Below are 26,331 nucleotides of genomic sequence, written 5' to 3'. Positions count from 1 at the left end.
CCGACAATGACGAAGTACGCAAAGGGAATGAACAGCACGCCGAGCGCCACGGTGACATCCTTGAAGAACGGTACGATCAGGGTGGTCTCGAGCGACGAGGTGGCCAACAGATACAGGGTGATCGCAGCCACCGCCGCACACAAAGACTGCCAGCCGTACTTCTCGCGCGCCGAGAGGCCCGCACTGTTCTGCTTGACGATCTTCCGGTAGTCGTCCACCCAACCGATGACGCCAAAGGCGAGTGTCGTCAGCAACACAATCCAGACCTGGTGGACGCCAAGGTCCGCCCAAAGCAACACCGACACCGCCATGGCGACGAGGATCAGGGCACCGCCCATGGTCGGCGTGCCGCGTTTGTCGAAATGGCTGCTCGGGCCGTCCTCCCGAACCTGCTGGCCAATGCTCTCGCGCGACAGGAAACGGATCAGACGAGGGCCGATCATCAACGAGATAAGCAAGGCCGTGAGCGCGGCCATGATCGAGCGCAGCGTGATGTATTGCAGCACGCCGAACCCGCTGTCCAGCTGACCCAGCCAGTCTGTGAGGAGAAGAATCACGCGCACGACTCCGACAGGGCCGCACGCAATGCGTCAACAACGTTCTCCATGCGAGCGAGTCGAGACCCCTTGACGAGCACGCTATCACCGGCCTGCACCCCGTCGACCAGTTCGGCAATCAAGGCATCCTGATCCTGAAAATCAAGCCCCTTGGCGCCGAATCCGCGGCGGGCATCGACGGCGTGACGACCAATACTCAGGAAACACTCGATGCCGAGTTGCGCCGCCTGCTTGCCGACCTTGCCATGTAACTCGCCCGCCTCGTCGCCGAGCTCCGCCATCTCGCCGAGCACGCACCAGCGGCGTCCACCCCGTTGCGCTGCCAGCACTTTCAGTGCAGCGAGCGTCGAAGCCGGGTTGGCGTTGTAGCTGTCATCCAGCACGTGCACGGAGCCGAAGGCCTGTGGCACGAGGCGGCCGGGTACCGCGTGCATGGCCGCCAGGCCCAACGGGATATCAGCCCACGCAACACCGAGCCCGCGGCAGACCGCCGCCGCCGTCAAGGCATTGCAGAGATTGTGCTCACCGGCCAGCGGCAGCTCGATCGTGTGGGTTTCACCCGCTTCGCTGACCTCGAGCACACCGTCGCTGACGATGCGTCCCTGCAGGTCGCCGACACCGCGCATCGAAAAGCCAAGCACAGTACTACCGGTGGAGCGTGCCAGCCAGTCATCCGCTGCAAACTCGTCGAGGTTGATCACCGCGACGCCAGGGCCAACGAGGTGCTCGTAAATCTCACCCTTGGCTGCAGCCACACCGTGCAAACTGCCGAAACCGTCCAGGTGGGCGGGCCCGACATTGTTCACGACGGCGATGTCAGGCTTGACCAGCGACGCCAGGCGGTCGATCTCGCCGGCGTGGTTGGCGCCCATCTCCAGCACCGCGTACTCGGTGGACTCGGTCAAGCGGAACAGCGTCAGAGGCAACCCGACATCGTTATTGAGGTTGCCTTCGGTCGCCAGCGTCTCGCCGAGCCGTGTCAGGATCGAGCGCAGCATTTCCTTGACAGTGGTCTTGCCGTTGCTGCCGGTCAAAGCGATGCGGCGGGCTGTCGTTCGAGCACACCAGAGCGCGGCACTGTCTCCGAGCGCGCGGCGCGCATCGCGCACAACGAGTTGTGGCACCAAGACACCGCACTCGCGCTCAACCACCACGCCGGCCGCGCCTCGCGCGACCGCGTCTTCGACAAACTGGTGGCCGTCAAACTGGTCACCGGTCAGCGCAAAATACACATCGCCCCGCTGCAGCGTGCGTGTGTCGACACTGACGCGCCGCAGCTCGAGTTCACCGCCGAGCAAGGTGCCTCCCACCTGGGCCGCGATGTCTGAGAACGCCAAGCTGATCACAGCACACCCCCGAAATGGGCTCGCACGACGGCGTGGTCGCTGAACGGGACACGCTGACCGCGAATGTCCTGGTAGGGCTCGTGACCCTTGCCGGCGATCAGCACGCAGTCGTTCGCGGAGGCATGCGTCATGGCAAAGGCAATTGCTTCAGTTCGATCGAGAATGGTCTCGATCGGGTGCCCGCTGACCAGCCCCCGCGCCGCATCGCGGGCAATGGCCTCGGGCGACTCGAAACGGGGATTGTCGGTGGTCAGCACCACACGGTCTGCCAGACAGGCAGCGCGCGCCATGCCCGGGCGCTTGCCCGGATCACGGTCGCCACCGCACCCGAACACACACCACAGGGTGCCCGATACGTGCTCACGCACGGCCTGTACTGCGCTGCGCAGGGCCTGCTCGGTGTGGGCGTAGTCGATCACGGCAACCGCGTGGCCTGGCGCGCGCAGGCACTCGAGTCGCCCGACCACAGGCGCCAATGCCGACAGGCGCGAGAGGATCTCAGCCGGTGCGCGCCCGGCGGCGTCGGCCATGGCACACGCACACAGCACGTTCGCCAAATTGAAGCGGCCCAACAGGGGCAACTCGCACTCGATGCTGCGTGTCGATCCGACATCGATCCGGCAGCGCATACCCGTCGCCGTCATGTCGAGCACCGCACCGCGCCAGCGCGCGTCCACGCTGCCCGCTGTGCTGTACCCGAGCGCGCCCGGCGTCTCGGAAAACCACTGTGCGCCCACCGGGTCGTCGAGGTTGAAGACCGAGCGCACGGCGTGCTGCTGGAACAGCCGGCGCTTGGCCGCGATGTAATGCTCGAGCGTTCCGTGGTAGTCGAGGTGGTCGCGCCCGATGTTGGTCAGCGCACCCACGGCGTAAGACAAGCCCCCCACCCGCGCCTGGTCGAGAGCGTGCGAGGAGACTTCCATCGCAACGGCCTGTGCGCCCTCGTCGGCGACATCCGCCAGCGCACGGTAGGTTGAAAACACGTCGGCCGTGGTGTGCGACGCGGGTTCGAGCTCGCCGAGGAAGCCCGTCCCGAGGGTGCCAAGCACACCGCACGGTGCGCCGGCGGTGTGCATCAATTGGGCGAGAAACACCGCAGTCGAGGTCTTGCCGTCGGTGCCGGTCACGCCGCACAAGGTGAGGCGCGCGTCGACATCGCCTGACACGGCGCGCGCCCAGTCTGGCAAGCGCGCGCGCAAGCCGTCGACGGCAAAGCCTGGCAGGACCGTGTCCGTGTCGTTCAGGCGCTGAGCGTCCGCGGCGTCCACCACCACGGCAGCGGCGCCGGCCGACTCGGCCTGCGCAAGGTGGTCGAGCCCGTGCGACGCCGCGCCTGCCAGCGCGACGAAGCCGTCACCGGGGCGGATCTGCCGCGTGTCCAGCGCCAGTCCGCCGACACGAATCGGCGACGACACTGGCGCACCGACCAGGCGGGTCAGATCAACCCCGTGCTCTGCTGATCCGAGCGACAGCGCGGTCACAGCGCCGCCCCCTGCTCGGGCTCGCCCGCCGCCAACCGCGCCGGGTGCTCGATGGCGTCCATCGGCGTGCCCAGCACGCGCAGAGAACCCGCCATGATCGAAGCGAAGGCCGGCGCGGCTACTTCGCCGCCGTAATACTGCTTGCCACTCGGCTCGTCGATCAGCACGACCACGACCAGCTCGGGATCACTCGCTGGCGCCATGCCTGCAAAAAAAGCGTAGTACTTGTCGTCGCGGTACCCGCCCGGCGCGGGCTTGCGCGACGTGCCGGTCTTGCCGGCAACCCGGAAGCCCGCCACGCGTGCGCGCTCACCTGTGCCGCCGGGCTCGACCACGGACTCGAGCATGCGGCGCACCGTGCGCGCAACGTCGGGCGAGAGCACGCGACGGCCACGGTAGTTCGCGTCGTCGCGCTTGAGGAAACTGATCTCCGGCAGCACCCCGTCGTTGCCGAGCGCCGCGTACGCGCGCGCCAGTTGCAGTGGCGTGGCGGACAGACCGTAGCCGTAGGCGATCGTGGCCTGCTCGATCCGGCGCCAGTTCGAGCCGTGTCGCAGCACACCGAAGTTTTCCCCGGGGAACAGACTGCCGGTGTCGCGACCGAAACCGAGCTCGTCAAGCACCTCCCACATCTTGGCCGGGTCGGCGCCGAGCGACACCTTGGTCACGCCGACGTTGCTGGACTTCTTCAGGATATCCTCGAGACTCAGGTCCCCGTAGTCGCGGAAGTCCTTCACTTCCAGTCGCCCGACCCGGTAGGTGCCGGGTGCCGTGTCGACGACCTCTGCGGCCTCGACCACACCCAACTCGAGGGCCGCGGCGATGGTAAAGGGCTTGATCGTCGAGCCTGGCTCGAGCGGGTCTGTCACAGCGCGATTGCGTCGACTGGCATCGCGATCGGCGGCAGGTGCATTCGGGTTGAACGACGGCTGGTTGGCAAGCGCCAACACCTCACCGGTCTGCGCCCGCAACACCACCACACTGCCCGACAGCGCACCGTGGACCTCCACAGCGCGCTTGAGCTCACGGAACGCCAGGTACTGGATACGCCGGTCGAGGCTCAGCACCAATTCGCCACCCGGGCGTTCACGCTCGATGTACTCGACTTCGGAGAAAGCCCGGCCCTTGAGGTCGCGCATCACACGACGCGCACCGCTGGTGCCTGCCAGCAGTTCATCCCACAGGTTCTCGATACCTTCGATGCCGCGGTCGTCGATGTTGGTGGCCCCGAGCACGTGAGAGGCGACCTCACCGGCCGGGTAGTAGCGCCGAAACTCGCGCTGCAAGTGCACGCCTTCGAGCTTGAGGTCCGCCACCTGGTCTGCGATGCGCGGGTCCACGTGCCGAGCGACGTACATGAATTCACTGGTCGCCGAGGCCTTGTCGAGCGCCGCCTGCAGCCGCGGCTCGGAGATCGACAGAGTCGACGCCAGCGTCGATACCACGCCGTCCTGTTGACGCAGTTTCTGCGGCTCGGCCCAGACCGAGCTGATCGGTGTGCTGACCGCCAGCGCCGTACCGTTGCGGTCCAGAATCCGCCCGCGCGACGCGGGTACGGGGATCGTGCGCTGGTGCCGCGCAATGCCCTGCTTGACAAGAAAATCCTGCTCGTGAACCTGCAACTGCCAGGCACGACCGAGCACCACCGCTGCCATGCACACCAGCGCGACGCACATGAACGTCAGGCGCCAGGGTTGGACGATGTGGTCCTGACGTCGCTTCACAGCTGAATCATCCTGACATCGTGCAAATCCGGGGCGTACATGCCGAGCCGGCGACGCGCGATCTCGTCCACGCGCGCGTCCATGGACCACGTGCCGTACTCCAGCTGGAGCTGGCTCCAGTCCACCTCCAACTCGTCGAGCTTTCGCTCGTAGGACCGCAGCTCGCCGAACAGCTCACGGCTGACGTGCTTGCTGTACACCACCGAGAGCGCACTGACGAACACCACGAACCAGAGCGAAGGCAGCACCCAGACGTTGCGGTTCATGCGGCGCGCTCCGCGACGCGCAGGATCGCACTGCGCGATCGCGCGTTCCCTGACAGCTCCGACGCACCGGCCCGCACGGGCTTGCCACGCACACGCCAGGCTGCCGGCCGCGTCTCGACCGGCAGACCCCGCGGCACGTCGTGCTCCGGGGCCGGTCGAAAGAACCGTTTCACCAGACGGTCTTCGAGGGAATGAAAGCTGATCACGGCGAGCGTGCCACCGGCCGGCAAACAGGATTCGGCCGCCTGCAATCCGTCTCGCAGCGCATCGAGCTCGCCGTTCACGACCATCCGAATCGCCTGGAAGGTGCGCGTGGCCGGGTGCTTCTTCCCGTCACCGCGCCCGACAACACCGGACACCAGCCGCGCCAACTCCGCCGTGGTGCGGATCGGCGCTCGATCGCGCGCCTCGCAGATCCGGCGAGCGATACGCCGGGACTTTCGCTCTTCGCCGTAGAGGTAGAGCGCGTCCGCGATGTCCTGCTCGTCGGCCGACGCCAGCCACGCCGCAGCAGTCACCGCCTGCGAGGTGTCCATCCGCATGTCCAGCGGGCCGTCCTGGCGAAAGCTGAAACCCCGCTCGGCTTCATCAAGCTGCGGGCTGGACACACCGAGATCCATCAACATTCCGTTCACTTGGCCACACAATCCGTGTTCACGAAGCACGCTTTCCAGAGTTGCAAAATTTGCCCGAACAAATCGGAACCGTGGATCACGTTGTGCCAGTTGAGCTGCGTGCGCCTCGGCGGCGCCGTCACGATCGAGCGCGAGCAACGATGCCGATGAACCGAGCCGCCCGAGCAGCCGCTCCGAGTGCCCGCCACGCCCGTAGGTGCAATCGACATACACCCCGTCGGTCGGCCCGAGCACCGCCTCCACAGCCTCCTCAAGCAATACCGCCTGGTGGCCGGGATTCGACATCAGAGCATGGTCAGTCTGCTGGCGATCTGCGCATCCGCGTCGTCGCTGCCGAGATCGAGGTCCTTGGCGTCATCCATCACGGCGTCGAGGTACTCCGACCAGGTGTCCTCACGCCAGATTTCAAACTTGCCACCCTGACCCACGACACACGCCTTCTTGGCACCCGACCCCGTCTCGAGGCCGATGCGCTTGCGCAACTCCGGTGACACCAACACCCGACCGGCACTGTCCATCTTCACGTGCTCGGCAGAGCCGAGGTACAGGCGCCGCAGCCGCACGGCTTTGTCACTGGCACCTATACTCGTCAGCTCTTGCTGCAACACATCCCAAACTGGCAGCGGAAACATCAACAAATTAGGAGACCGATCCAGAGAGAGCACCAGGCAACCGTCGCAGTCAGCCAAGAGCTGCTCACGGTATTTGGTCGGAATCGACAACCGGCCTTTGGCGTCCAGCCCCACACTGGACATGCCGCAGTAACCGATGCTCACTGAGCCGAATTTCCCACAATTTGCCCCTATTTACCGCCATAACCCACTTTTCTCCACGGCGGGAACTATATGTGACCTCGACAGAGGCGGTCAAGGACCGTTTGGGGTTTCTGCGGCAAAAAAAAAGCAGACAGCACAAGCACTTAGCGACATCCCTGACAGCGAATCCAAAGGCTCCAAGTCCATTTCCTTGGATTTCATGCGCTTACACGGACTATTGAAAAATCACTTCAAGTACAGGCTGAGCGGACGGTCCCGGGTCAGGCCCGTAACGCGGGATTGCGGACCGGGGGAAGCGCCGCCGCTGTGACTGCCGCGATGGCGCCCTCCGCAAGGGCGAGTGCCGTTGCGACGGCTGCCGCACAGCCAACACACTGGCCGGCAACCTGCAGGTGGCCCTGCCTCCGCGCGGCGCCCGAGGAAAGAGGGGGAGTTGGCCGTAAGCCGGGTTCTGTCGTGGACAACCATTCATCTGGGATCTGCGTCACCGCAGACCTCTAGCGGCCTACCCGGAGGCGATGCGGGCCACACCGTGCCTCCCTATTTGGCCTTGCTCCGAGTGGGGTTTACCGTGCCACGGCGTGTTACCACCCGCGCGGTGCGCTCTTACCGCACCCTTTCACCCTTACCTGTGCCCCTGACAGGGCCATCGGCGGTCTGCTCTCTGCTGCACTTTCCGTGGGCTCGCGCCCCCCAGGCGTTACCTGGCACCCTGCCCTCCGGAGCCCGGACTTTCCTCAACACGGCGGTGCGCGCTGCGGTTGTCTGGCCAACTCCCGCGCTGAGTATGCGCTCTATTCAGGGTTTTCGGGCGAGAATCTCGCGGTACCAGTGGTTCTTCTCGCCGCCGAGGACCTGTGCTGCCAGGCTCGCCGCCTGGCGCGGCGGCAGCGCACCGGACAGCGCGCGCAACACCGCGTCGACGTTCACAGCCGCGTGCGCATCGGCACGCCCCCCGACGGCGCAGCCCTCGACGACCAACACGATCTCTCCACGTTGCTGATCGGGGTCGCGCTGGACCCAGTCGCACAACACCTCGAGAGAGGCGCGCCGCGTGGTTTCGAATCGCTTGGTCAATTCGCGCACCAGGGTCGCTCGGCGCGCACCGCCGAACTGCGCGCGCATGGCCTGCAAGGTGGCGAGCACCCGGTGCGGTGCCTCGTAGTACACCAATGTGTCCGCCACCGCGGCGACGTCCGCCAGCGCCCGGTCGCGCGCGCCCGCCTTGGCGGGCAGGAAGCCGCCGAACCGAAAACCCTCTGCGGACAGACCGCTGACCGACAGCGCAGCGACAACCGCCGACGGGCCGGGCACCGCGCGCACAGCCAACCCCAACCCGTGAAAGTGGTCAACCAGGCGCCCACCAGGGTCCGAAATCACCGGGGTGCCCGCGTCCGAGACGAGCGCCACGGCGCCCCCGTCAGCGACCAGGCCCGCCACCTCGTCGGCGCGGGCTCGCTCGTTGTGTTGGTGCAGGGACCGCACCCGGACCGCTACACCGACCCGACGAAACATCTGCTGGCTGTGCCGTGTGTCCTCGGCGTACACCCGATCGACCGAGGCCAGTACCTCTCGAGCGCGCGGCGACAGATCACCCAGGTTGCCGATAGGCGTCGCCACCACATACAAGGCGGGCTCGAGGGTCTCTGGGGTTTTGTCGCTCACTGGGCATCCTACTAAACTGTGCGATCACATCAGCGGTCCGACCACGCATGCGCGACACCATCGCCAACCGTCCCCGGGGCGGCACACCCCGCCTGCCGGCGAGCTGCCTCGTCGCACTCACGCTGCTGATCGCCGGCTGCAGCGTCCCGGAACTCGAGTCACCAACGACGCGACAGCCGGTCGAGCCCACACCGACGGAAGCCAGCCCCGACGCGATCACGGCGATCGCCGAGCAATTGCGGGCCGACGGCGACCTCGCCGCTGCGGCTGCAGCCTACACCCAGCTCGCCGAACGCGCGACCGACATCGCCGAGCAACAGCACTTCCAGCTCACCGCCGCGGAATTGCGGGTTGATGAACAGGCCTACGACGACGCGCGCGCGGTGCTCGCCAACGTGCTCGAACCGCTGGCGAGTGAAGACCTCGCGCACCGCCGCGCCGTGCTGGACGCCCGGCTGCTGCTGGTCGCGGGTGACGCCGACGCCGCGCTGCGCGCGCTGCCGGCGGAAGAGCGCGTGCTCGCACCGGACGCCTTGCTGCGGTTTCACGGCGTTCGAGCCGACGCGGCCAAGGCCGCCAATCAGCCGGGCAACGCCCTCGCGTCGCTGATCAACCTCGACATCCTCGAGGGGGGCGCCAACCGCGACGCGCGCAACCTCGAAATCTGGGACCTGTTGGCGGAGCTCGACACCCTCACGCTGACAGGCCTGTTGAACGCGTACACCGAGGACCTGCCGCGCGGCTGGTTGCAGCTCGCGCTCGATATCGACGCCGTGCGGGAACGCGGCGCCGACCTCAACAGCACGGTCGCCGCGTGGAAGACGCGTTACCCGGGCCACCCGGCTGACGCCCTGTTGGTCGCCTATGACGACACCGAAACGCCGCTCTTCGCCGGCGCGCCGAGCACGTCAATCCGGATTGGCCAGGTGAACCGGGTCGCGCTGCTGTTGCCCTTCACTGAACGGCTGCAGTCGTTCAGTGGTGCTATCCGAGACGGGGCCATCACCGCCTTGCTCGAGAGCGACACACCGGTTTCGCTCGCCGTCTACGACGTCGGAGACGCCGCGAGCGGCTCGCTCGGGGCCTACCAGCGCGCGGTCGTCGACGGCGCCGACCTGGTGGTCGGCCCGCTGCGCCGCAACGCGGCGCTGGCGCTCGCCACGTCAGCCAACCTGCAAGTGCCGGTGCTCTCGCTCAACTACCTGAACGACGGAAACGCCGTCGACAACCTGATCCAGTTCGGCCTCTCACCCGAGGACGAGGCGCGCAACGCGGCCGATTTCATCATCGGCAACGGCTTGTACAACGCGGCGATCATCCACCCCGCTACCGACGCGGGCACCCGCTCGGCGAGCGCGTTCAGCGACCGCCTGGCCGCCTGGGGTGGCCAGGTGCTGGCGACGACCGAACTGCCCTCGGACGCCACGGACTTTCGCCGCGAACTCAGCACGCTGCTGCTGACCGACCAGAGCCTGGCCCGCCGCCGAAGCCTCGAAGCGGCTCTCGGCACCAAGCTGACCTTCGAAACCACACCGCGGCAGGACATCGAAGCGTTGTTCATCCCGGTGTCACCGGCACTCGGCCGCCTGCTGAAACCGCAACTGGACTTTCACGGCGCCGAACGCATCCCGACGGTGTCGACCTCGCTGGTGTACGCCGGTCGCCCACGCGCCGAAACCGATCGGGACCTGAACCAGGTCTTTTTCAACGACATTCCCTGGTTGCTCAACGGCGAAGCCGGCGAGCAGGTCGCGCGCCAGACCGCCAAGGCGCTGGGCGTCGACGACGGCCCACTCGCCCGCTTCTTCGCACTCGGCCACGACGCCATGACACTGGCGCTGAACCTGCCCGCATTAAGTACGGGCAGCGTCTCGGCGCTCGGCGGTGAAACCGGCACATTGACACTCGTCGACGGGCGCGTCCGGCGCCAGATGCCGTTTGCCCAGTTCAACCGCGGCCTGCCACGGCGTGTCGAGTTCACGTACCCGGGTGAGCCGGTCCCGGCGGTGCCGGAGGACAGTTTCGGTGCAGGCGACCTGTTCGACAGCCAGCCAATCGACCCGCGCACCGAGACCGCACCCGCCCTTGACTAGCCGCGCGCGCGGTCTCGCAGCGGAGCGCCAGGCGCGGCACTGGCTCGAGCAGCGCGGCCTGCGTCACATCGAGAGCAACTACCGCTGCGCCATGGGTGAGATCGACCTCGTGATGCGCGACCGCGACACGCTGGTCTTCGTCGAGGTCCGTTACCGGCGCAACGCGGCCTTCGGCGGCGCCGCAGTGAGCGTCACCGCACCCAAACAGCGCAAGCTCAAGCGCGCGGTCGAGCACTACCTCGTGGCGCGTGCGGTGTCGGCTCGACGTCCGTGCCGAATCGACGTGCTGGCACTGCAGGCCGCCGACGACGCCGAGTGCACCGTGGAGTGGATCCAGAACGCCGTTGTGGGAGAGGGGTGATACCGGCCGCGTTCGGTCGGGCCGCGTTCGGTCGGGCCGCGCTCGGTCAGGCCGCGCTCGGTCAGGCCTCACTAGGTCGAACGTCGCCCGACGCCACGCGACGGAAGGCTACTTGACGATGCGCAACTGCGGGCGCTTCGGCCCGTCGTCGTCCGGTCCGTCGTCGTCCGGCGACGATCCGGCGTGGCTGTCCACGACGTCGCCGCCGGGACCGTTGTCACCGTCGTCGCTGAACATCATGCCCTGGCCGTTCTCTTTGGCGTAGATCGCCGAGACAGCGGCCACCGGGGCGGTCACCCACATGGCTTGCCCGTTGAACCGGGCGCTGAACGTGATTTCGCTGCTGCCGAGTTCGAGGTTGCGCGTCGCACCCGGTCCGATATTCAACACGATGCGCCCTTCGTCGACGTAATCCATCGGCACCTCGACGCCGTCCCGCGTCGTGTCGACCAACAGGTACGGCGTGAGGTTGTTGTCGACAATCCAGTCAAACATGGCCCGTATCAGGTACGGGCGACTGGACGTCATGGGCGTATCGCCTTCAGCCATCAGCGCATCTCGCGTTCCAGCTCGGTCAAGCTGGCGGAGAAACCGTCGCGCTTGAAGATGCGCTCGGCATACTCGTTGATCGGCTTGGCTTTGGCCGGCAGGTCCACGCCGTACTTTGGCAAGCGCCACAGGAGCGGTGCGATCGTGACGTCGATCATGGAGAACTCGTCGGAGAAGAGGAACGGCTTCGCACCGAAGATCTCGGCGGAGTTGGTCAGGTGCTCGCGCAACTGCTTGCGCGCCTCGGTGCGCTTCTTCTCACCCGCCGTCTCGAGTTGGTGCGCCAGGGGATACCAGTCGTTTTCGATGTGGTAGAGCGCAAGCCTGGCCTGGGCCCGCGAGAGCGGGTCGATCGGCATCAGCGGCGGGTGTGGAAACCGCTCGTCCAGGTACTCGCAGATCACGCGCGAGTCGTACAACACCAGTTCCCGATCGACCAACGTCGGCATCGCTTTCGACGGGTTCACTTCCAGGACTTCTTCGGGCAACGCGTTCGGGTCGACATCCTCGATTTCCACGACGATGTCTTTCTCGAACAACACCACCCGAACACGGTGACTGTGCAAGTCGGTTGGAACGGAAAACAGCGTCATGACAGAACGTCGCGTTATCGCGGTCACAGTCTTTCTCCAGGGCTCTTCGGCCAAGTCGTTAAAAAAAGCAACGGGCCCAACACGGTCAGCGTGGGCCCGTCTCAAGGCGACCGGAGGGGTCACCCGCTGGTGGCGGAGCGGTGGTCAGTGCACGTCGCGCCAGTACTCCTTCTTCAGAACCCACGCGAGGCATGAGAACACGAGCATGAATAATATCACCCAAAAGCCCATGGCCCGGCGGCGTTCCTGTCCGGGCTCGGCGGCGTAGCTCAGGAAATTGACCAGATCGGTGATCGTCTTGTCGAATTCCCGCGGGCTCTGGCTGCCCTCGTTCACCAACTCGACCCCGATGAGCTCCTTGCCGTCGTCGGAATACACCGGCGCCTGGTGTCCTTGCAGTTGCCAGAGCACGTTCGGCATGGCCGAGCCCTTGAGCACCGCGTTGTTCGACCCCAGACCCGCACGGCCCTCGTCGACGTAAAAGCTCTTGAGGTAGGTGTAGAGCCACGCCTCACCCCGTGAGCGCGCCGTCAGTGACAGGTCAGGCGGTGCAACACCGAAGGCCTGCTTGCCGTAGTCGGTCGACATCCCGCTTTCCATCATGCTGGTGACCTTGAGCGGGTTGCCCTCGTCGTCGGCCGCGAAGATCAGGTTGTCTTCAACCAGCTTGGGCGGGATGCCGAGGTCCTCCGCGACCCGCGCGTAGCGCATGTACGCCAGGCTGTGGCAGGTCATGCAGTAGTTGACAAAGGTTTTGGCGCCGCGCTGGAGCGAGCGCTCGTTGCCGACGTCAATCTGCGGGCTCTCCAGCGGGTACTTGGAGCCCGCTGCGAGCACGAGTTGCGGTGCCAGCAGCGACAGCGTGGCCACGAACACCCAGGTGGTCACACGCTTCATGATGTGACCCTCTCCGGTACGGGCTTGGTGTTCTCGTTTCCGCTCATCCACCACAGCAGCGCGAAATAGGCGAAGTAGTAGAAGGTGCAGATACGCGACAACAGGGTGCCCCAGAACGAGGGCGGCTGGATACCGTAGTAGCCGAGCACGATGAACGACACGGCAAACAGACCGAGCAGCACCTTGTAGAGCGCAGAGCGGTAGCGGATCGAGCGCACCTTGCCGCGGTCGATCCACGGGAGGAAGAACAGCACGATGATTGCGCCGAACATCACGAGCACACCGGGGAAGGCCGACCCGGCAATCGGCGGGACCGCGCGGAGCATCGCGTAGAACGGCGTGAAGTACCACACCGGTGCAATGTGCTCGGGGGTTTTCAGCGGGTCAGCCGGGATGAAGTTGGCATGCTCGAGAAAGTAGCCACCCATTTCCGGCATGAAAAACACCACGGCGAAGAAAAAAGTCAGGAAGACCGAGAGGCCGAAGGTGTCCTTGACGGTGTAGTACGGGTGGAACGCAATGCCGTCTTTCGGCACGCCGTTCTCGTCCTTGTTCTTCTTGATGTCGATGCCATCGGGGTTGTTCGACCCGACATGGTGCAAGGCGACGATGTGCAGAAACACCAGGGCAGCGAGCACCAGCGGCAAGGCGATCACGTGGAACGCGAAGAAGCGGTTGAGCGTGATGTCGGAGACGATGTAGTCGCCGCGAATCCACTCGGTCAGCGCCGGGCCGATCCACGGGATGGTGTTGAACAGGTTGATGATGACCTGCGCACCCCAGTAGGACATCTGGCCCCAGGGCAGCAGGTAGCCCATGAACGCCTCGGCCATCAGACACAGGTAGATCACCATGCCGAATACCCAGATCAGCTCACGCGGCTTCTGGTAAGAGCCGTACAGCAGGGCACGGAACATGTGCAGGTAGACCACGATGAAGAAGAAGCTTGCGCCCGTGGAGTGCATGTAGCGCAGGATGTCGCCAAAGTTGACGTCGCGCATGATGTACTCGACCGAGGCGAAGGCCTTCGCCCCGTCCGGCTTGTAGTTCATCGTCAGGAAAATGCCCGTGACGATCTGAATCACGAGCATGACCATCGAGAGCACGCCGAAGTAATACCAGAAGTTGAAGTTCTTCGGTGCGTAGTACTTCGTCATGTGGTACTGCATCGTCTCCGTGAACGGGAAACGATCGTCGACCCACGTCATGAAGGCCCCTTTCTTGGCATCGGCCATTACGCAGCCTCCTGATCAACGCCAATCAAGACAAGCGTGTCGCTCACGTAGGAGTGGGGCGGCACCTCGAGGTTGGTCGGCGCGGGCACACCGCTGTAAACCCGACCGGCAAAATCGAACTTCGAGCCGTGGCACGGGCAGAAGAATCCCCCGAGCCAGTCGGCGCCGAGATCCGGCGGTGCGATTTCTGGCCGGTATGTGGGCGCACACCCGAGGTGCGTGCAGACGCCCAGCATCACCATCATGTTGGGTTTGATCGACCGCGTTTCGTCGGAAACGTACTCCGGCTGCTGCGGCATCTCGGACGCGGGGTCGGCCAGTTCACCGGTGACCTCACCCAGGCTCGCCAGGGCTTCGTCCGTACGGTTGACGATCCAGACGGGCTTGCCCCGCCACTCGACCGTCATCATCTGGCCGGCCTCGAGCTTGCTGATGTCCACTTCCACGGGTGCGCCAGCCGCCTTCGCCCGTCGGCTCGGCGCAAAGGACGACAGCATCGGCGCGGCCAGCGCCGCCACCCCTGCCACCCCGACCCCGGCAACACCGAGTGTCAGAAGTCGGCGCCGCTTCGGGTCCGGACCGTCTGGGTCCACAGCCCCGGTGTCTGCTTCTGTCATGTTGAGTAGTCTCCGAAAAACACGAATGACCCCTGCCTCACAGACCGACGTCGGCCAAATGAACGCAAAGGTTATGCAAACCGGTAATCCGCGGAGTTTATCACATCAAACGCGCAGTCAAATGCGGCAACCGGGCATTGCCAAGCGGTTGACGCAACATCTTGCACACTGGCGTTCAGGCCGGGTTTTCGACGTCGAAAAACCGGTACTCGATCGCACACTCGTTGGCCAGAAAGGCGCCGAGTGCCTGCACCCCCAGGCGCTCCGTGGCGTGGTGCCCTGCCGCCAAAAAACCGACGCCAAGTTCGCGTGCTTCGTGCGTCGTCCGCTCCGAGATTTCACCCGAGATGTAGACGTCCGCGCCGAGCGCGGCCGCGTCGGACAAGAAGCCCTGCGCACCGCCAGAACACAGGGCAACCCGTTTGACCTCCCCGCGCGCAGGTGTGCCCACCACTGTCGGCGTCCGCGCCACCACACCGGCAACCCGCGCTGCAAAGGCGTCCAGCGGTTCCGCCTCATCAAGTTCGCCGACCCAGAGCAGGCCCTCGGTCCCGCCCGCCGCAAGAGCGCGGGTCTGTTGCAGCCCGAGGCGCGAAGCGAGCTGTGCGTTGTTGCCGAGCGTGGGGTGCACGTCAAGTGGCAGGTGGTAGGCGATCAGGTTCTGGTTGGCGCGAATCAGCTTGGCCACGCGGCGGCCCTTCATACCCACCAGCGGCTCGGCCTCACCGCGCCAGAAGTACCCGTGGTGCACCAACACGGCACACGCATCCCACCGAATCGCCTCGTCCAACAGCGCCTCGCACGCCGTGACCCCGGCCAGCACCCGTTGCACCTGGGCGCGACCTTCAACCTGCAGGCCGTTGGGGCAATAGTCGGTGATGGCGTGACTTGCCATCACCGATTCACACCGTGCCACCAGTTCGTCGCGTTCGACCATCTTCCCTCCCCCGCCCGGATCGGACAGTGCCAGCTGCTATGCTAGCGGATGATGTCGACACGATGCGTTTCCGCTGGCGAACAGCGCGACCCTTGATGAACAGCGCTCTCGTCGCCCTGGCTCCCGGACCATGAAAACAGCTTCCATCGCCTTCTGGCTGCGCTCGGCCGGCTTCGGTCTGCTTGCGGCGCTGGCGGCGTGGGGTGTCTGGCAATCGTGGCAACGCTACATGGTGCCAGCCGAGCTGGCCGTGCCGAGCTACGCTTCGGCGGTGACCCGCGCGGCGCCCGCCGTGGTCGAGGTCCGCGCACAGCGACCCGCCGAACGCGCTGCGACCGACAACCCGCTGCTGGACGAGCTGTTCAACGACGACCAGGAACCGACACCGCTGCGCACCCAGGGCTCGGGCGTTATCGTCAATGACACCGGCCACATCATCACCAACCATCACGTCATCGCCGATGCCGTTGACATCAAGGTGACGCTCAACAACCTCAACGAATACGCCGCGACCGTGATCGGTGCAGACCGCGAAACCGACATGGCCGTGCTGAAGATCGAGGCCGACGAGCCGCTGCCGGTGATCGCACTCGGCGACGATCAGCTGCTGCAAGTGGGCGACATCGTGCTGGCCATCGGCAACCCGTTCGGGATCGGCCAGAGCGTCACTCAAGGCATCGTCTCAGCACTGCGCCGACAGGTCGGCGGGTTCACCGCCTACGATCAGTTCATTCAAACCGACGCTGCCATCAACCCGGGCAGTTCCGGCGGCGCGTTGGTCAACCTGCGCGGCGAGCTGATCGGGCTCAACACGTCTGTATTCGACCGCGGCGACAGCAGCCAGGGGATCAGTTTCGCAATCCCCACGCAATTGTTGATCTCGATCGCACAACAGCTGATCGAGCACGGCACCGTGCGGCGCAGCTGGCTCGGTGTCGCAGCGACCGACTGGACGCTGGGCGACGGCCAGCCGGCGCCGGGGGTGTTGATCACCGGCATCTACCGAAACAGTCCGGCCGAGAACGCAGGCTTGCGGCCCGGCGACATCATCCGTGCGATCGACACCGAGTCGACCGACAACGTGCGCAGCTTGCAATACCTGAGTTCGCGCTACGGGCCGGGCGACACGGTGCTGCTGCGCGTGGCGCGCCAGGGCTCGCTCTACGACGTTGAACTCGTGCTCGGTGAGCGACCGTCCTGATTGTGACAGCGGCCTGGGCGTCAGACGATGGCGCTCAGTGCCTCGACCAGCGCCGCACACTCGGCGCCGCTACCGACGCTGATCCGAAGGTGGTCATCGATGCGCGGCTTGTCGAAGTGACGCACCAGGATATGCCGCTCGCGCAAGGCCGCGGCCAGTGCCGCACCGGCGTGGTCCGGGTGTCGGGTGAAGAGAAAATTGGCCGCCGACGGCACGGTTTCGAATCCGAGGCCGGCCAACGACGCCACGAGCTGATCGCGGTTGCGCACCACGCGCGCGCAATTGGCCTGGAAGTAGGTCTCGTCGGCGACGCTCGCGACCGCGGCCGCGTGCGCCAGGCGGTCGAGCGGATAGGAATTGAAGCTGTCCTTGACCCGGGTGAGGCCGTCGACCAGCTCGGCTGAGCCCACCGCGTAGCCCACCCGCATGCCAGCGAGTGCACGCGACTTCGAGAAGGTGCGCACCACCAGCACGTTGGGGTGCTGCGGCAGCAGCACGATCGCCGATTCACCGCCGAAATCAATGTAGGCCTCGTCGACGATCACGGCGCAGTGGGCGTTGCGCTCGGCAATCGCCGCGACCGCATCCAGCGGCATCAGTCGCCCGGTCGGCGCGTTGGGGTTCGGGAAAATCACGCCGCCGCAGTCGCCGGCGAATCCCTCCGGGTCAATCTTCAGTTCGGCGTCGAGTGGTACTGTGCGCGTCGGCACAGCGAAGAGCCCCGCGTACACCGGATAGAAGCTGTAGCTGATGTCGGGGTACAGCAACGGCTGTGTGTGTCGGAACAGCGCGCGGAATGCGTGTGCCAACACTTCGTCCGAGCCGTTGCCGACGAACACCTGCTCGTCGCCCACGCCGTGGTATTGCGCGAGGCTGCTGCGCAACGCCGCGGAGTCGGGCTCGGGGTACAGACGCAGGTCATCCACAGCTGCCTGTATGGCTGCCGCTACACCGGGCGCCGGTGGGTACGGACTCTCGTTGGTGTTGAGCTTGATGAGGTCCTGAACGGCGGGTTGCTCACCCGGTGTGTAGGGGCGCAACGCGTGGACGTCGGGACTCCAGAACTGGCTCATTGTGTTGCGCCTAGCCCCGCGCGTCCCGGCGCGCCTTGACCGCGTCAGCCAGCGATTGCAGCAACGGCACCGTGTCTTCCCACCCGATGCACGCATCGGTGATGCTCTGCCCGTAGGTCGGCGTGCGGTCGGCGCTGTAACTCTGGTTGCCCGCAACCAGGTGGCTCTCGATCATCACACCGACGATACGGTCGTCGCCTGCGGCGACCTGGGAGGCGACATCGCGGCCCACGTACACCTGACGTTCGTGCTTCTTGCGGCTGTTGGCGTGGCTGAAATCGATCATGACCCGCTCGGCCTGATCGGCCTTGGCCAGCAGGGCGCAGGCGTCGTCGACGCTCGCCGCGTCGTAGTTGGTGTTCTTGCCACCGCGCAGGATCACGTGACAGTCCGAATTGCCGGTCGTTGTCAGAATCGCCGACGCTCCGCCCTTGGTCACACCGATGAAGCGGTGCGGGTAAGCTGCCGAGCGCAACGCATCGACGGCTATCTGCACGCTGCCCGCGGTGCCGTTCTTGAAGCCGACCGGGCACGACAGCCCGCTGGCGAGTTCGCGGTGCGATTGGCTCTCCGTCGTCCGCGCCCCGATGGCGCCCCAACTGACCAGGTCGGCGATGTACTGCGGGCTGATCAGGTCGAGAAACTCCACCCCGCAGGAGACACCCATGTGGTTGAAGTCGAGCAACAGTTCGCGCGCCACCACCAGACCGCTGTTGATGTCGAAGGACTCGTCGAGGTGCGGGTCGTTGATCAGCCCTTTCCACCCAACGGTGGTGCGTGGCTTCTCGAAATACACGCGCATGATGATGTGCAACTCTGACGCGAATTGCGGCATGGCCTCCACCAGCCGTCTGGCGTACTCGCGGGCGGCAGCGGGGTCATGGATCGAACAGGGCCCGACCACAACGATGAGTTTGTCGTCCACGCCGTCCAGGATGGCGCGGGCGGCCTGACGCGACGCCGTGACAGTGTTTGCCGCCGCTTCTGTCAGCGGGTGCGCGTCGCAGAGAGCCTGCGGGCTGGTGAGTTCGTGTTGCTCGCGGATGCGGAGGTCGTCGGTGGTGGTGTTCATGAGCTCGGGTGTCGATGCAGTAAATTAAGCGGTTGAGAGTGCCCGGCGGGCGCGCACGGCCTCGGCGAGCTGGTGCAACATCGGGACAGTGTTGTCCCAGGCGACGCAGGCGTCGGTGATGCTCTGCCCGTAGACGGGTTCACGGTCAGCCCGGTACGGCTGGTTGCCCTCCACCAGGTTGCTCTCGATCATGACGCCGGTGATGCGCGCGTCACCGTCGGCAATCTGGTGGCAGATATCGCGGTTGACGTAGACCTGCCGGGCGTGTTTCTTCCGGCTGTTGGCATGGCTGCAGTCGATCATGACGCGCGGCATCAGATCGACCTTCTCGAGCAGCGCGCAGGCATCGTCGACGCTGGCGGCATCGTAGTTGGTGTACGCGCCGCCGCGGAGAATGATGTGGCAATCGGTGTTGCCGGTGGTCGCGAAGATCGCCGAGCCCCCGTCCTTGGTCACCGAGAGAAAATGGTGCGGCTGCATGGCCGAGCGGATGGCGTCCACGGCCATCTGCACGCTGCCGGCCGTGCCGTTCTTGAAACCGACCGGACAAGACAGTCCGCTGGCCAGCTCGCGGTGCGACTGGCTCTCCGTCGTGCGCGCCCCGATTGCGCCCCAGCTGACGAGGTCGGCAATGAACTGCGGGCTGATCAGGTCGAGGTACTCGACACCGCAGGGCAAGCCGAGCTCGTTGATGTCGAGCAGCAGTTGTCTGGCGATGCGCAGGCCACGGTTGATCTCGAAGCTGCCGTCGATGCCGGGGTCGTTGATCAGGCCTTTCCAACCCACCGTGGTCCGCGGCTTCTCGAAATAGACGCGCATGATGATCAGCAGGTCCTGCTCGAGCTCGGGCGTGAGTGCCGCGAGACGCTCGGCGTAGTCGCGCGCCGCGTCAGGGTCGTGGATCGAACACGGCCCCACCACCACCGCGACCCGGTCGTCGGTGCCGTCGAGCACCTCGCGCATGGCCTGGCGGGCGTTGAATACCGTCTCCGCTGCCGTCGCGGACACGGGGATTTCGTCCATCACCTGTTTCGGGGGAGAGAGCTCCTTGAGTTCGCGGATGCGGAGATCGTCGGTCTGGTGCTGGGTCATGAGCGGGCTTCCAGGGCGGCCTGTATCCGGGCAATGAAATCATTGACGGCCGCGTGTTTGAGTTTTGCCGAGGCTTTGTTGACCACCAGTCGCGCGCTGATGGGCATGATGGTTTCGAGCTCAACCAGGCCGTTGGCGGCCAGGGTGCTGCCGGTGTCGACGAGGTCGACGATGACATCGGCGAGCCCGACGAGGGGCGCCAATTCCATCGATCCGTAGAGTTTGATGATCTCGATCTGTTGCGGCGTGCCGGGGCCGCTGGCGAAATGCTGTTGGGCCAGGCGTTCGAATTTGGTCGCCACACGCAGGCTGCGTTCGGTGGACCAGCCGGTGCCCGGGCGGCCAGCAACGCTGAGCCGGCACAGGCCGATACCGAGGTCGAGCGGTTCGTAGAGGCCGTTGCCACCGTGTTCGAGCAAGGTGTCCTTGCCGACGATGCCGAGGTCGGCCGCACCGTGCTCGACGTACACGGGCACATCGCTCGCGCGCACGACGAGGGCACGCAAGCCGGGGTCGACGGTGTCGACCACGAGTTTGCGGTGGCTGTCAGGGTCTTCGGCCAGCCCGCAGCCGGCTGCAGTCAGCAGCGGATGCATGTCGTCGAGCAGGCGCCCCTTCGCCAGGGCAATGGTTAACACGGGTACCTCATCAGGGGTCTGCTGCGGCGCGCAGAATCGTCGCACCGAGTTGGTTGAACTTCTCTTCTATGCGCTCGTACCCCCGGTCGACGTGGTACACGCGCTGAATGACGGTCTGGCCTCGAGCCGCGAGGCCGGCAATCACCAGGCTCGCCGAGGCGCGCAGGTCGGTTGCCATCACCGGCGCAGCCTGTAGGAAATCGCGGCCAGACACAATGACCGTGTTGCCTTCGACGCGCATGTCGGCGCCCATCCGTTGCAGCTCGTGAACGTGCATGAAACGATTCTCGAAAACCGTTTCGGTCACGGAGCCCACGCCCTCGGCCACCGCATTGAGCACACAGAACTGGGCTTGCATGTCGGTCGGGAAACCGGGGTGCGGGGAGGTGCGCACGTTGACCGCACGCGGGCGCCGGCCGCGCATGTCGAGCTCGATCCAATCGTCGCCGGCGCTGATGTCGGCGCCCGCCTGTTCGAGTTTCTGCAGCACGGCGTCGAGCAGCCGCGGGCGAGTGCCCTCGGCGCGTACCCGCCCGCCCGTGACAGCCGCCGCCAACAGATAGGTCCCGGTCTCGATCCGGTCCGGCACCACGGTCCAGTCACAGCCGCCGAGCGTCTCGACCCCGTCGATCTCCAGCGTCTGCGTACCGGCACCGCGAATCCGAGCGCCGCAGGCGTTGAGAAAGTGGGCGAGATCGACCACTTCGGGTTCGCGGGCCGCGTTCTTGATCAGCGTCTTGCCCTCGGCGAGCGCTGCGGCCATCATCAGGTTTTCCGTGCCGGTGACGGTCACCGTGTCGAGCACCAGGCGCGCACCGGTCAGGCGCCGCGCAGTCGCCTTAATGTAGCCCTGCTCGACAACCACCTCCGCACCGAGCGCCCGCAGCCCCTCGAGGTGCAGGTCCACGGGTCGCGAGCCAATCGCACACCCTCCCGGCAACGACACCTCGGCGTGGCCGAAGCGGGCGAGCAGCGGGCCCAGCACAAGGATCGACGCCCGCATGGTCTTGACCAGGTCGTAGGGCGCGACCCGCTCGGGCACGTGCCGCGCGTCGATCCGGATGCCCGCCCGATCGTCGAGCGTGACCGATACCCCCAACCGGCCCAGCAAGCGCATGGCCGTGCTCACATCGCGCAGGTGCGGCGCGTTGCGAATCGAGACCGGTTCCGAACACAACAGCGTCGCCGCGACGATCGGCAGGACCGCGTTCTTGGCACCCGATATCTGCACCGTGCCATCGAGCGCTTGGCCGCCGTTGACGATGAGGGTGTCCATCACTGCACAGTGCTCGGGTTTCCGTGTGGATGTCGAGTCGACGCCGACGCGCCGCCAGTCGCCCATTGCGCAGTCGACACGTGTCGGCCTCGCGTGACGGGGCCGTTGGCGGGTCCGGGCGGTTGGGTTCGGGCTGGCGATGGCGATCGCCACGCCGAAGCAACGGAAACCGGGTGCCCGTCGACCGCGGCGCGGCGGCGGCCCGGCAGCGCGTGAGGCTGCCTTGGCTCGACCAAACCCCCTATAATAAAGGAAAGCGTGCCGCTGTGTCCGCCGCGACCGCCGCGTCGAACGGCCACCTCGACGGCGCGCAACGCGCCGACGCCTGCCCTGGAATCCCACGATGTTGATTGCCTCGCTGTCCGTGGTCATTGGACTGACAGCCTTGCTCTGGAGTGCCGATCGCTTCGTTGCAGGCGCCTCGGCGATCGCCACCCGCTTCGGGTTGTCGCCGATTCTGGTCGGCGCGGTGATCGTCGGCTTCGGCACCTCGTCGCCCGAGCTCTTCATCGCCACCCTCGCCAGCGTGGACGGCAGCCCGGGCATTGCCGTCGGCAACGCGCTGGGCTCGAACATCGCCAACATCGGGCTGATCCTCGGCGTGGTCGCGTTGGTCGCACCGGTGCACGCGATCTGGGCGGACATCCGACGCGACGCGATCGCACTGATCGGTGCGACCGGGCTGGTCGCGATTGCCGTAGTGGACGGCCACTTGGCCCGGCTGGAGGGCCTGGCGCTGACCGTCGCCCTGCTGGCCTACCTCGGCTATGCCATCCGCGACGCAAGCGCCGAATCGGGCAGCAGCGAGGACGACGCGCTGCCCGAGCACGCGGACGGCGCCGGGCGGCGCGCCTGGTTCCAGTTGTTTTTGGGGTTCAGCGTGCTGCTGGTGAGCTCCCGGTTGCTGGTCTCCGGTGCCGAGGAGCTCGCCCGCATCGCCGGCCTCTCGGAACTCGTGATCGGTCTGACGATCATTGCCATCGGCAGCAGCCTGCCCGAGCTCGCGGCCTCGCTCGCAGCCGCCGCCCGCGGGCGCGCCGACATGGCGCTGGGCAACGTGGTGGGCTCGAACGTGTTCAATTCGCTCGCCGTGCTCGCGATCCCGGCCTTGATCGCGCCAGGCGCGCTCGAGGGGGCCGTCGCCTGGCGCGACCTGCCGTTGACCGTGGTGCTCACCGCCACCTTGTTATGGTTGTGCGCGCGCAAGAGTCACCGCATCCACCGCCTCGAAGGCGCCCTGCTGTTGCTGATCTACTGCGGTTACCTCGGCTACCTCGGCTGGCAGGCCATGGCATGAGCGCGCACCGCCTGACCGAACTCGCCGATGCCGTGCTGGAGACCGAAGCGCGCGCGATCACCGCGCTGCGGCGGCGGCTCGACGACGATTTCGTGCGCGCGTGCTCGCTGCTGCTCGCATGCACCGGCCGCGTCGTGGTCACCGGCATGGGCAAGTCCGGTCACATCGGCCGCAAGCTCGCCGCGACACTCGCCAGTACCGGCACGGCCGCCTTCTATGTGCACCCAGGGGAAGCGACGCACGGCGATCTCGGCATGATCCGCGAGCACGATGTCGTCGTCGCACTGTCCAATTCCGGGGAGACGCCAGAGCTGCTCGCACTGCTGCCGTGGCTGCTTCGCCACGGCATCGGCCTGATTGCGCTGACAGGCCAGCCACGGTCCTCGCTCGCCCGTGCCGCCAGCGCCCACCTGGATGTCAGCGTCGAACAGGAGGCCTGCCCCCTCGGGCTGGCGCCGACCGCCAGCACCACCGCGACACTCGCGATGGGCGATGCGTTGGCGATTGCGCTGCTCGACAGCCGCGGCTTCACCGCTGAGGATTTCGCCCGGTCCCACCCCGCCGGTGCGCTTGGCCGCAAACTGCTGATGCGGGTGTCCGACGTCATGGTTTCAGGCACTGACATCCCGACGGTCAAACCCGAGACCCGACTGACCGACATGCTGGTGGTGATGAGCAGCAAGGGCCTCGGCATGACCGTCGTGAGCGACGACGGCGTCAACATCGAGGGCGTGTTCACCGACGGCGACCTGCGCCGAACACTCGACGGCGACACCGACGTCAAGCAGGCGACCGCGCGCGAGGTGATGACACGCGACGGCAAGCGCATCGAGGACACCGAGCTGGCCGCCGTGGCGCTGCAGACCATGCAGGCCCACAGCATCACCGCGCTGCCGGTCGTCAATGTCGATGGCGCGCTGCGTGGGGTCGTGCACCTCAACGCGCTGTTGCGCGCCGGGGTCGCCTGAACTGTGGGCATCGGCCGACTCGTTCGACGCGTGGCCTTCGTGGTCCTGATCGCGCTGGCGCTGTTCACCTGGCTGCGGCCGCAAACGCCGGACGACGCACCGGAATTCGAGAGCGTGTCGATGGTGGAAGCGCGCAGCGACTACTACCTCGAAGGCTTCCAGATCCTGCAAAGCGACCCCGAAGGGCGGACCGAGTACGCCCTGGTCGGGGCGCTGCTCAGCTACGACCCGCTGACCGACATCGCCAGCCTGCACGCGCCGCGGCTGCACGTCGCGCAACCCGACGGTCTGGTCTGGGCGCTGAGCGCCGAGCGCGGCAGCATGCCCCGAGACGGCCGCAACATGACCCTGACCGACGCGGTCGAGCTGGTTCGGACCCTGCCCGACGGCAGCCAGCCCTCGACCTTGTCGACGGAAGAGATCGACATCGATATCGACGCAGGCACAATACGCGGTGACGAACCGGTGACCCTGACGGGTCCCGGCTGGCAGATTGACGCCCTCGGCATGGCCGCAGACACCGAGCAGGGCGCGCTTGAACTGACGGGGAGAACACATGGCCGCTACCGCACGCAACCCTGAGGCGCGGCATCCGCGCCCACACCGCAGCTCGGGTGTCACGCTCGCTGCCCTGTGCCTCGGATGGGCGCTGCTCGGCTCGCACGGCGCCACGCTTGCACGCGAGTCCGATGCACAGCAGCCGATCGAGGTCGAAGCCGACAGCACGGCGTTTGACAACCAGCTGCAGCGTCACACCCTCGAGGGCGATGTGCGCATCCGCCAGGGCACCATGTCGGTCAACGCCGAGCGCATCGTGTTGCAGCTCGCCGACGGCAGACTGACAGAAATCAACGCCGAGGGCGGCCCACTGTCCTTCAGCATCGAAGACGACACCGGCGCAACCGTGACCGCCCAGTCTGAGCGCCTGCTCTACAAACCCGACGACGCGACGCTCTCCCTGCTCGGCGCCGCCGTGCTGTTCAGCGACGGCCGCGAGCTCAGCGGTGACCGCATCGACTACGACATCACCAAAGCCAACGTGCAGGCACTGAGCGGCAACAACACCCGGGTGCGCGTGGTGATCGACCCCACCGTGGTACCGACGCTGTCATCTGGCTCAGGAGACTGATGGCCACGCTGCGCGCGCAAAACCTGCGCAAGGCCTATAAAAAGCGTCAGATTGTCACGGACGCGAGCCTGGTCGTGCACTCGGGCGAAATCGTTGGCCTGCTCGGGCCAAACGGCGCCGGCAAGACCACCTGTTTCTACATGATTGCCGGGTTGGTCAAAGCCGACGCCGGTGACGTCACACTCGACGATCAGGACATCACCGCCCTGCCCGTCCACCAGCGCGCGGCGCTCGGTATCGGCTACCTGCCGCAGGAGGCGTCGGTGTTCCGCCGCCTGTCCGTCGCCGACAACATCATGTCAATGCTGCAGCTCCGCCGCGGACTCGGGACCCGCGAGCGCGAGAGCATGCTCGAGTCGTTGCTGGACGAATTGCAGATCCAGCACATCCGCGACAGCGAGGGGATCGCGCTCTCGGGTGGCGAGCGCCGTCGTGTGGAAATCGCACGCGCTCTGTCAATGGAACCCCAGTTCATCCTGCTCGACGAGCCTTTCGCGGGCGTCGACCCGATCTCGGTCGGTGAAATCCAGCGGATCGTGCGTCACCTCAAGGACCGCGGCATCGGCGTGCTGATCACGGACCACAACGTGCGAGAAACGCTCGGCATTTGCCAGCGGGCATACATCTTGGGTGGGGGATCGGTGATGGCAGAGGGAACGCCGGCCGATATCCTGGACAACGCCCAGGTCAAAGAAGTGTATTTGGGAAAAGATTTCCAAATTTGAGAGATATCTAGCACTTTGCGTGCCAATATTACTAGTAAATATCTCAAATGTGAATCAATATTGCCTATTAGCGCCATTTCTGCACTTGTGTGATTGCACACGAGCGCCTGCTAACCATACTTGCCCTT

27 protein-coding genes and 1 other RNA gene are annotated in these 26,331 nt (G+C 65.9%); 8 read left to right on the top strand and 20 right to left on the bottom strand.

Annotated elements, in window-relative coordinates:
- The 9 genes from AAGA11_13145 to rsmI form a co-directional block, all read right to left on the bottom strand.
- On the bottom strand, positions 1 to 557 hold a 557-nt coding region (locus AAGA11_13145), incomplete at its 3' end, for a phospho-N-acetylmuramoyl-pentapeptide-transferase (GenBank protein MEM9603805.1).
- A complete protein-coding gene (gene murF / locus AAGA11_13140) occupies positions 554 to 1,903 on the bottom strand; it encodes a UDP-N-acetylmuramoyl-tripeptide--D-alanyl-D-alanine ligase (GenBank protein ID MEM9603804.1) in 1,350 nt (449 codons plus the stop codon). The genes murF and AAGA11_13145, both read right to left, overlap by 4 nt.
- Positions 1,900 to 3,384, bottom strand: coding sequence for a UDP-N-acetylmuramoyl-L-alanyl-D-glutamate--2,6-diaminopimelate ligase (locus AAGA11_13135; protein MEM9603803.1), 1,485 nt, complete (start codon positions 3,382 to 3,384; stop codon positions 1,900 to 1,902). The genes murF and AAGA11_13135 overlap by 4 nt, the downstream gene beginning before the upstream one ends.
- On the bottom strand, positions 3,381 to 5,108 hold the full coding sequence (locus tag AAGA11_13130; protein ID MEM9603802.1) for a penicillin-binding protein 2: 1,728 nt from the start codon (positions 5,106 to 5,108) through the stop codon (positions 3,381 to 3,383). Before AAGA11_13130 ends, AAGA11_13135 begins: the two co-directional genes overlap by 4 nt.
- On the bottom strand, positions 5,105 to 5,374 hold the full coding sequence (gene ftsL / locus AAGA11_13125; GenBank protein ID MEM9603801.1) for a cell division protein FtsL: 270 nt from the start codon (positions 5,372 to 5,374) through the stop codon (positions 5,105 to 5,107). The genes AAGA11_13130 and ftsL overlap by 4 nt, the downstream gene beginning before the upstream one ends.
- Positions 5,371 to 6,294 (bottom strand): 16S rRNA (cytosine(1402)-N(4))-methyltransferase RsmH, encoded by a 924-nt coding sequence (gene rsmH, locus AAGA11_13120; GenBank protein MEM9603800.1) that lies wholly within the window; start codon positions 6,292 to 6,294, stop codon positions 5,371 to 5,373. The genes ftsL and rsmH overlap by 4 nt, the downstream gene beginning before the upstream one ends.
- Entirely contained in the window at positions 6,294 to 6,785 is a 492-nt protein-coding gene (locus AAGA11_13115) for a division/cell wall cluster transcriptional repressor MraZ (protein ID MEM9603799.1), read from the bottom strand. Before AAGA11_13115 ends, rsmH begins: the two co-directional genes overlap by 1 nt.
- Before the next feature lie 425 nt (positions 6,786 to 7,210).
- Positions 7,211 to 7,562: RNase P RNA component class A (rnpB, locus tag AAGA11_13110), an RNA gene on the bottom strand.
- A 21-nt stretch (positions 7,563 to 7,583) separates the two neighbouring features.
- Positions 7,584 to 8,450, bottom strand: a complete 867-nt coding sequence (gene rsmI, locus AAGA11_13105) for a 16S rRNA (cytidine(1402)-2'-O)-methyltransferase (protein ID MEM9603798.1) — start codon at positions 8,448 to 8,450, stop codon at positions 7,584 to 7,586.
- A gap of 47 nt (positions 8,451 to 8,497) precedes the next feature.
- On the opposite strand from rsmI, the gene AAGA11_13100 reads away from it, so the two are divergent.
- Both AAGA11_13100 and AAGA11_13095 read left to right on the top strand, forming a co-directional pair.
- Positions 8,498 to 10,543, top strand: a complete 2,046-nt coding sequence (locus tag AAGA11_13100; GenBank protein MEM9603797.1) for a penicillin-binding protein activator — start codon at positions 8,498 to 8,500, stop codon at positions 10,541 to 10,543.
- Complete coding sequence (locus AAGA11_13095; GenBank protein ID MEM9603796.1) at positions 10,536 to 10,904, top strand: YraN family protein; 369 nt, start codon at positions 10,536 to 10,538, stop codon at positions 10,902 to 10,904. Before AAGA11_13100 ends, AAGA11_13095 begins: the two co-directional genes overlap by 8 nt.
- 108 nt (positions 10,905 to 11,012) lie before the next feature.
- On the opposite strand, the gene AAGA11_13090 is transcribed toward AAGA11_13095, so the two are convergent.
- From AAGA11_13090 to AAGA11_13065, 6 genes are all read right to left on the bottom strand, one after another.
- Positions 11,013 to 11,432: a ClpXP protease specificity-enhancing factor gene (locus AAGA11_13090; GenBank protein ID MEM9603795.1), complete on the bottom strand. Its 420-nt coding sequence runs from the start codon at positions 11,430 to 11,432 to the stop codon at positions 11,013 to 11,015.
- A gap of 20 nt (positions 11,433 to 11,452) precedes the next feature.
- A complete protein-coding gene (locus AAGA11_13085) occupies positions 11,453 to 12,046 on the bottom strand; it encodes a glutathione S-transferase N-terminal domain-containing protein (GenBank protein ID MEM9603794.1) in 594 nt (197 codons plus the stop codon).
- 144 nt (positions 12,047 to 12,190) lie between these two features.
- Positions 12,191 to 12,943: a cytochrome c1 gene (locus AAGA11_13080; GenBank protein ID MEM9603793.1), complete on the bottom strand. Its 753-nt coding sequence runs from the start codon at positions 12,941 to 12,943 to the stop codon at positions 12,191 to 12,193.
- A complete protein-coding gene (locus AAGA11_13075; protein ID MEM9603792.1) occupies positions 12,940 to 14,178 on the bottom strand; it encodes a cytochrome bc complex cytochrome b subunit in 1,239 nt (412 codons plus the stop codon). The genes AAGA11_13080 and AAGA11_13075 overlap by 4 nt, the downstream gene beginning before the upstream one ends.
- Positions 14,178 to 14,795, bottom strand: coding sequence for a ubiquinol-cytochrome c reductase iron-sulfur subunit (petA, locus tag AAGA11_13070; GenBank protein MEM9603791.1), 618 nt, complete (start codon positions 14,793 to 14,795; stop codon positions 14,178 to 14,180). The genes AAGA11_13075 and petA overlap by 1 nt, the downstream gene beginning before the upstream one ends.
- A 175-nt stretch (positions 14,796 to 14,970) precedes the next feature.
- Entirely contained in the window at positions 14,971 to 15,732 is a 762-nt protein-coding gene (locus AAGA11_13065; protein ID MEM9603790.1) for a Nif3-like dinuclear metal center hexameric protein, read from the bottom strand.
- Between the two features lie 130 nt (positions 15,733 to 15,862).
- Between AAGA11_13065 and AAGA11_13060 the strand changes: the two genes are divergently transcribed.
- Positions 15,863 to 16,933, top strand: coding sequence for a trypsin-like peptidase domain-containing protein (locus AAGA11_13060; GenBank protein MEM9603789.1), 1,071 nt, complete (start codon positions 15,863 to 15,865; stop codon positions 16,931 to 16,933).
- A 20-nt stretch (positions 16,934 to 16,953) separates the two neighbouring features.
- Here AAGA11_13060 and hisC read toward each other — a convergent pair whose 3' ends face one another.
- The 5 genes from hisC to murA are packed head-to-tail and all read right to left on the bottom strand — an operon-like array spanning position 16,954 to position 22,084.
- Positions 16,954 to 18,006 (bottom strand): histidinol-phosphate transaminase, encoded by a 1,053-nt coding sequence (gene hisC / locus AAGA11_13055; GenBank protein MEM9603788.1) that lies wholly within the window; start codon positions 18,004 to 18,006, stop codon positions 16,954 to 16,956.
- 10 nt (positions 18,007 to 18,016) lie between these two features.
- Entirely contained in the window at positions 18,017 to 19,078 is a 1,062-nt protein-coding gene (locus tag AAGA11_13050) for a 3-deoxy-7-phosphoheptulonate synthase (GenBank protein ID MEM9603787.1), read from the bottom strand.
- Positions 19,079 to 19,102: 24 nt separating this feature from the next.
- Positions 19,103 to 20,170 (bottom strand): 3-deoxy-7-phosphoheptulonate synthase, encoded by a 1,068-nt coding sequence (locus AAGA11_13045; protein ID MEM9603786.1) that lies wholly within the window; start codon positions 20,168 to 20,170, stop codon positions 19,103 to 19,105.
- On the bottom strand, positions 20,167 to 20,808 hold the full coding sequence (hisG, locus tag AAGA11_13040; GenBank protein ID MEM9603785.1) for an ATP phosphoribosyltransferase: 642 nt from the start codon (positions 20,806 to 20,808) through the stop codon (positions 20,167 to 20,169). Before hisG ends, AAGA11_13045 begins: the two co-directional genes overlap by 4 nt.
- A 10-nt stretch (positions 20,809 to 20,818) precedes the next feature.
- Positions 20,819 to 22,084 carry a UDP-N-acetylglucosamine 1-carboxyvinyltransferase gene (gene murA / locus AAGA11_13035; GenBank protein ID MEM9603784.1) on the bottom strand — a complete coding sequence of 422 codons (1,266 nt, stop codon included), beginning with the start codon at positions 22,082 to 22,084 and terminating at the stop codon, positions 20,819 to 20,821.
- Between the two features lie 343 nt (positions 22,085 to 22,427).
- Between murA and AAGA11_13030 the strand changes: the two genes are divergently transcribed.
- The 5 genes from AAGA11_13030 to lptB are packed head-to-tail and all read left to right on the top strand — an operon-like array spanning position 22,428 to position 26,203.
- A complete protein-coding gene (locus AAGA11_13030) occupies positions 22,428 to 23,381 on the top strand; it encodes a calcium/sodium antiporter (GenBank protein ID MEM9603783.1) in 954 nt (317 codons plus the stop codon).
- The gene (locus AAGA11_13025; protein MEM9603782.1) at positions 23,378 to 24,349 is read left to right on the top strand and encodes a KpsF/GutQ family sugar-phosphate isomerase; all 972 of its coding nucleotides are present in this window, start codon (positions 23,378 to 23,380) and stop codon (positions 24,347 to 24,349) included. Before AAGA11_13030 ends, AAGA11_13025 begins: the two co-directional genes overlap by 4 nt.
- A 30-nt stretch (positions 24,350 to 24,379) precedes the next feature.
- A complete protein-coding gene (gene lptC / locus AAGA11_13020; protein ID MEM9603781.1) occupies positions 24,380 to 24,931 on the top strand; it encodes an LPS export ABC transporter periplasmic protein LptC in 552 nt (183 codons plus the stop codon).
- Entirely contained in the window at positions 24,906 to 25,478 is a 573-nt protein-coding gene (lptA, locus tag AAGA11_13015) for a lipopolysaccharide transport periplasmic protein LptA (GenBank protein ID MEM9603780.1), read from the top strand. The genes lptC and lptA overlap by 26 nt, the downstream gene beginning before the upstream one ends.
- Entirely contained in the window at positions 25,478 to 26,203 is a 726-nt protein-coding gene (gene lptB, locus AAGA11_13010) for an LPS export ABC transporter ATP-binding protein (protein MEM9603779.1), read from the top strand. The genes lptA and lptB overlap by 1 nt, the downstream gene beginning before the upstream one ends.
- The last annotated feature ends 128 nt before the right edge of the window (positions 26,204 to 26,331 follow it).

Source organism: Pseudomonadota bacterium (assembly GCA_039196715.1).
Lineage (GTDB): Bacteria > Pseudomonadota > Gammaproteobacteria > CALCKW01 > CALCKW01 > CALCKW01.
Note: the sequence above shows the minus strand (reverse complement) of the source record. Positions and strands in the feature narration are given on the sequence as shown.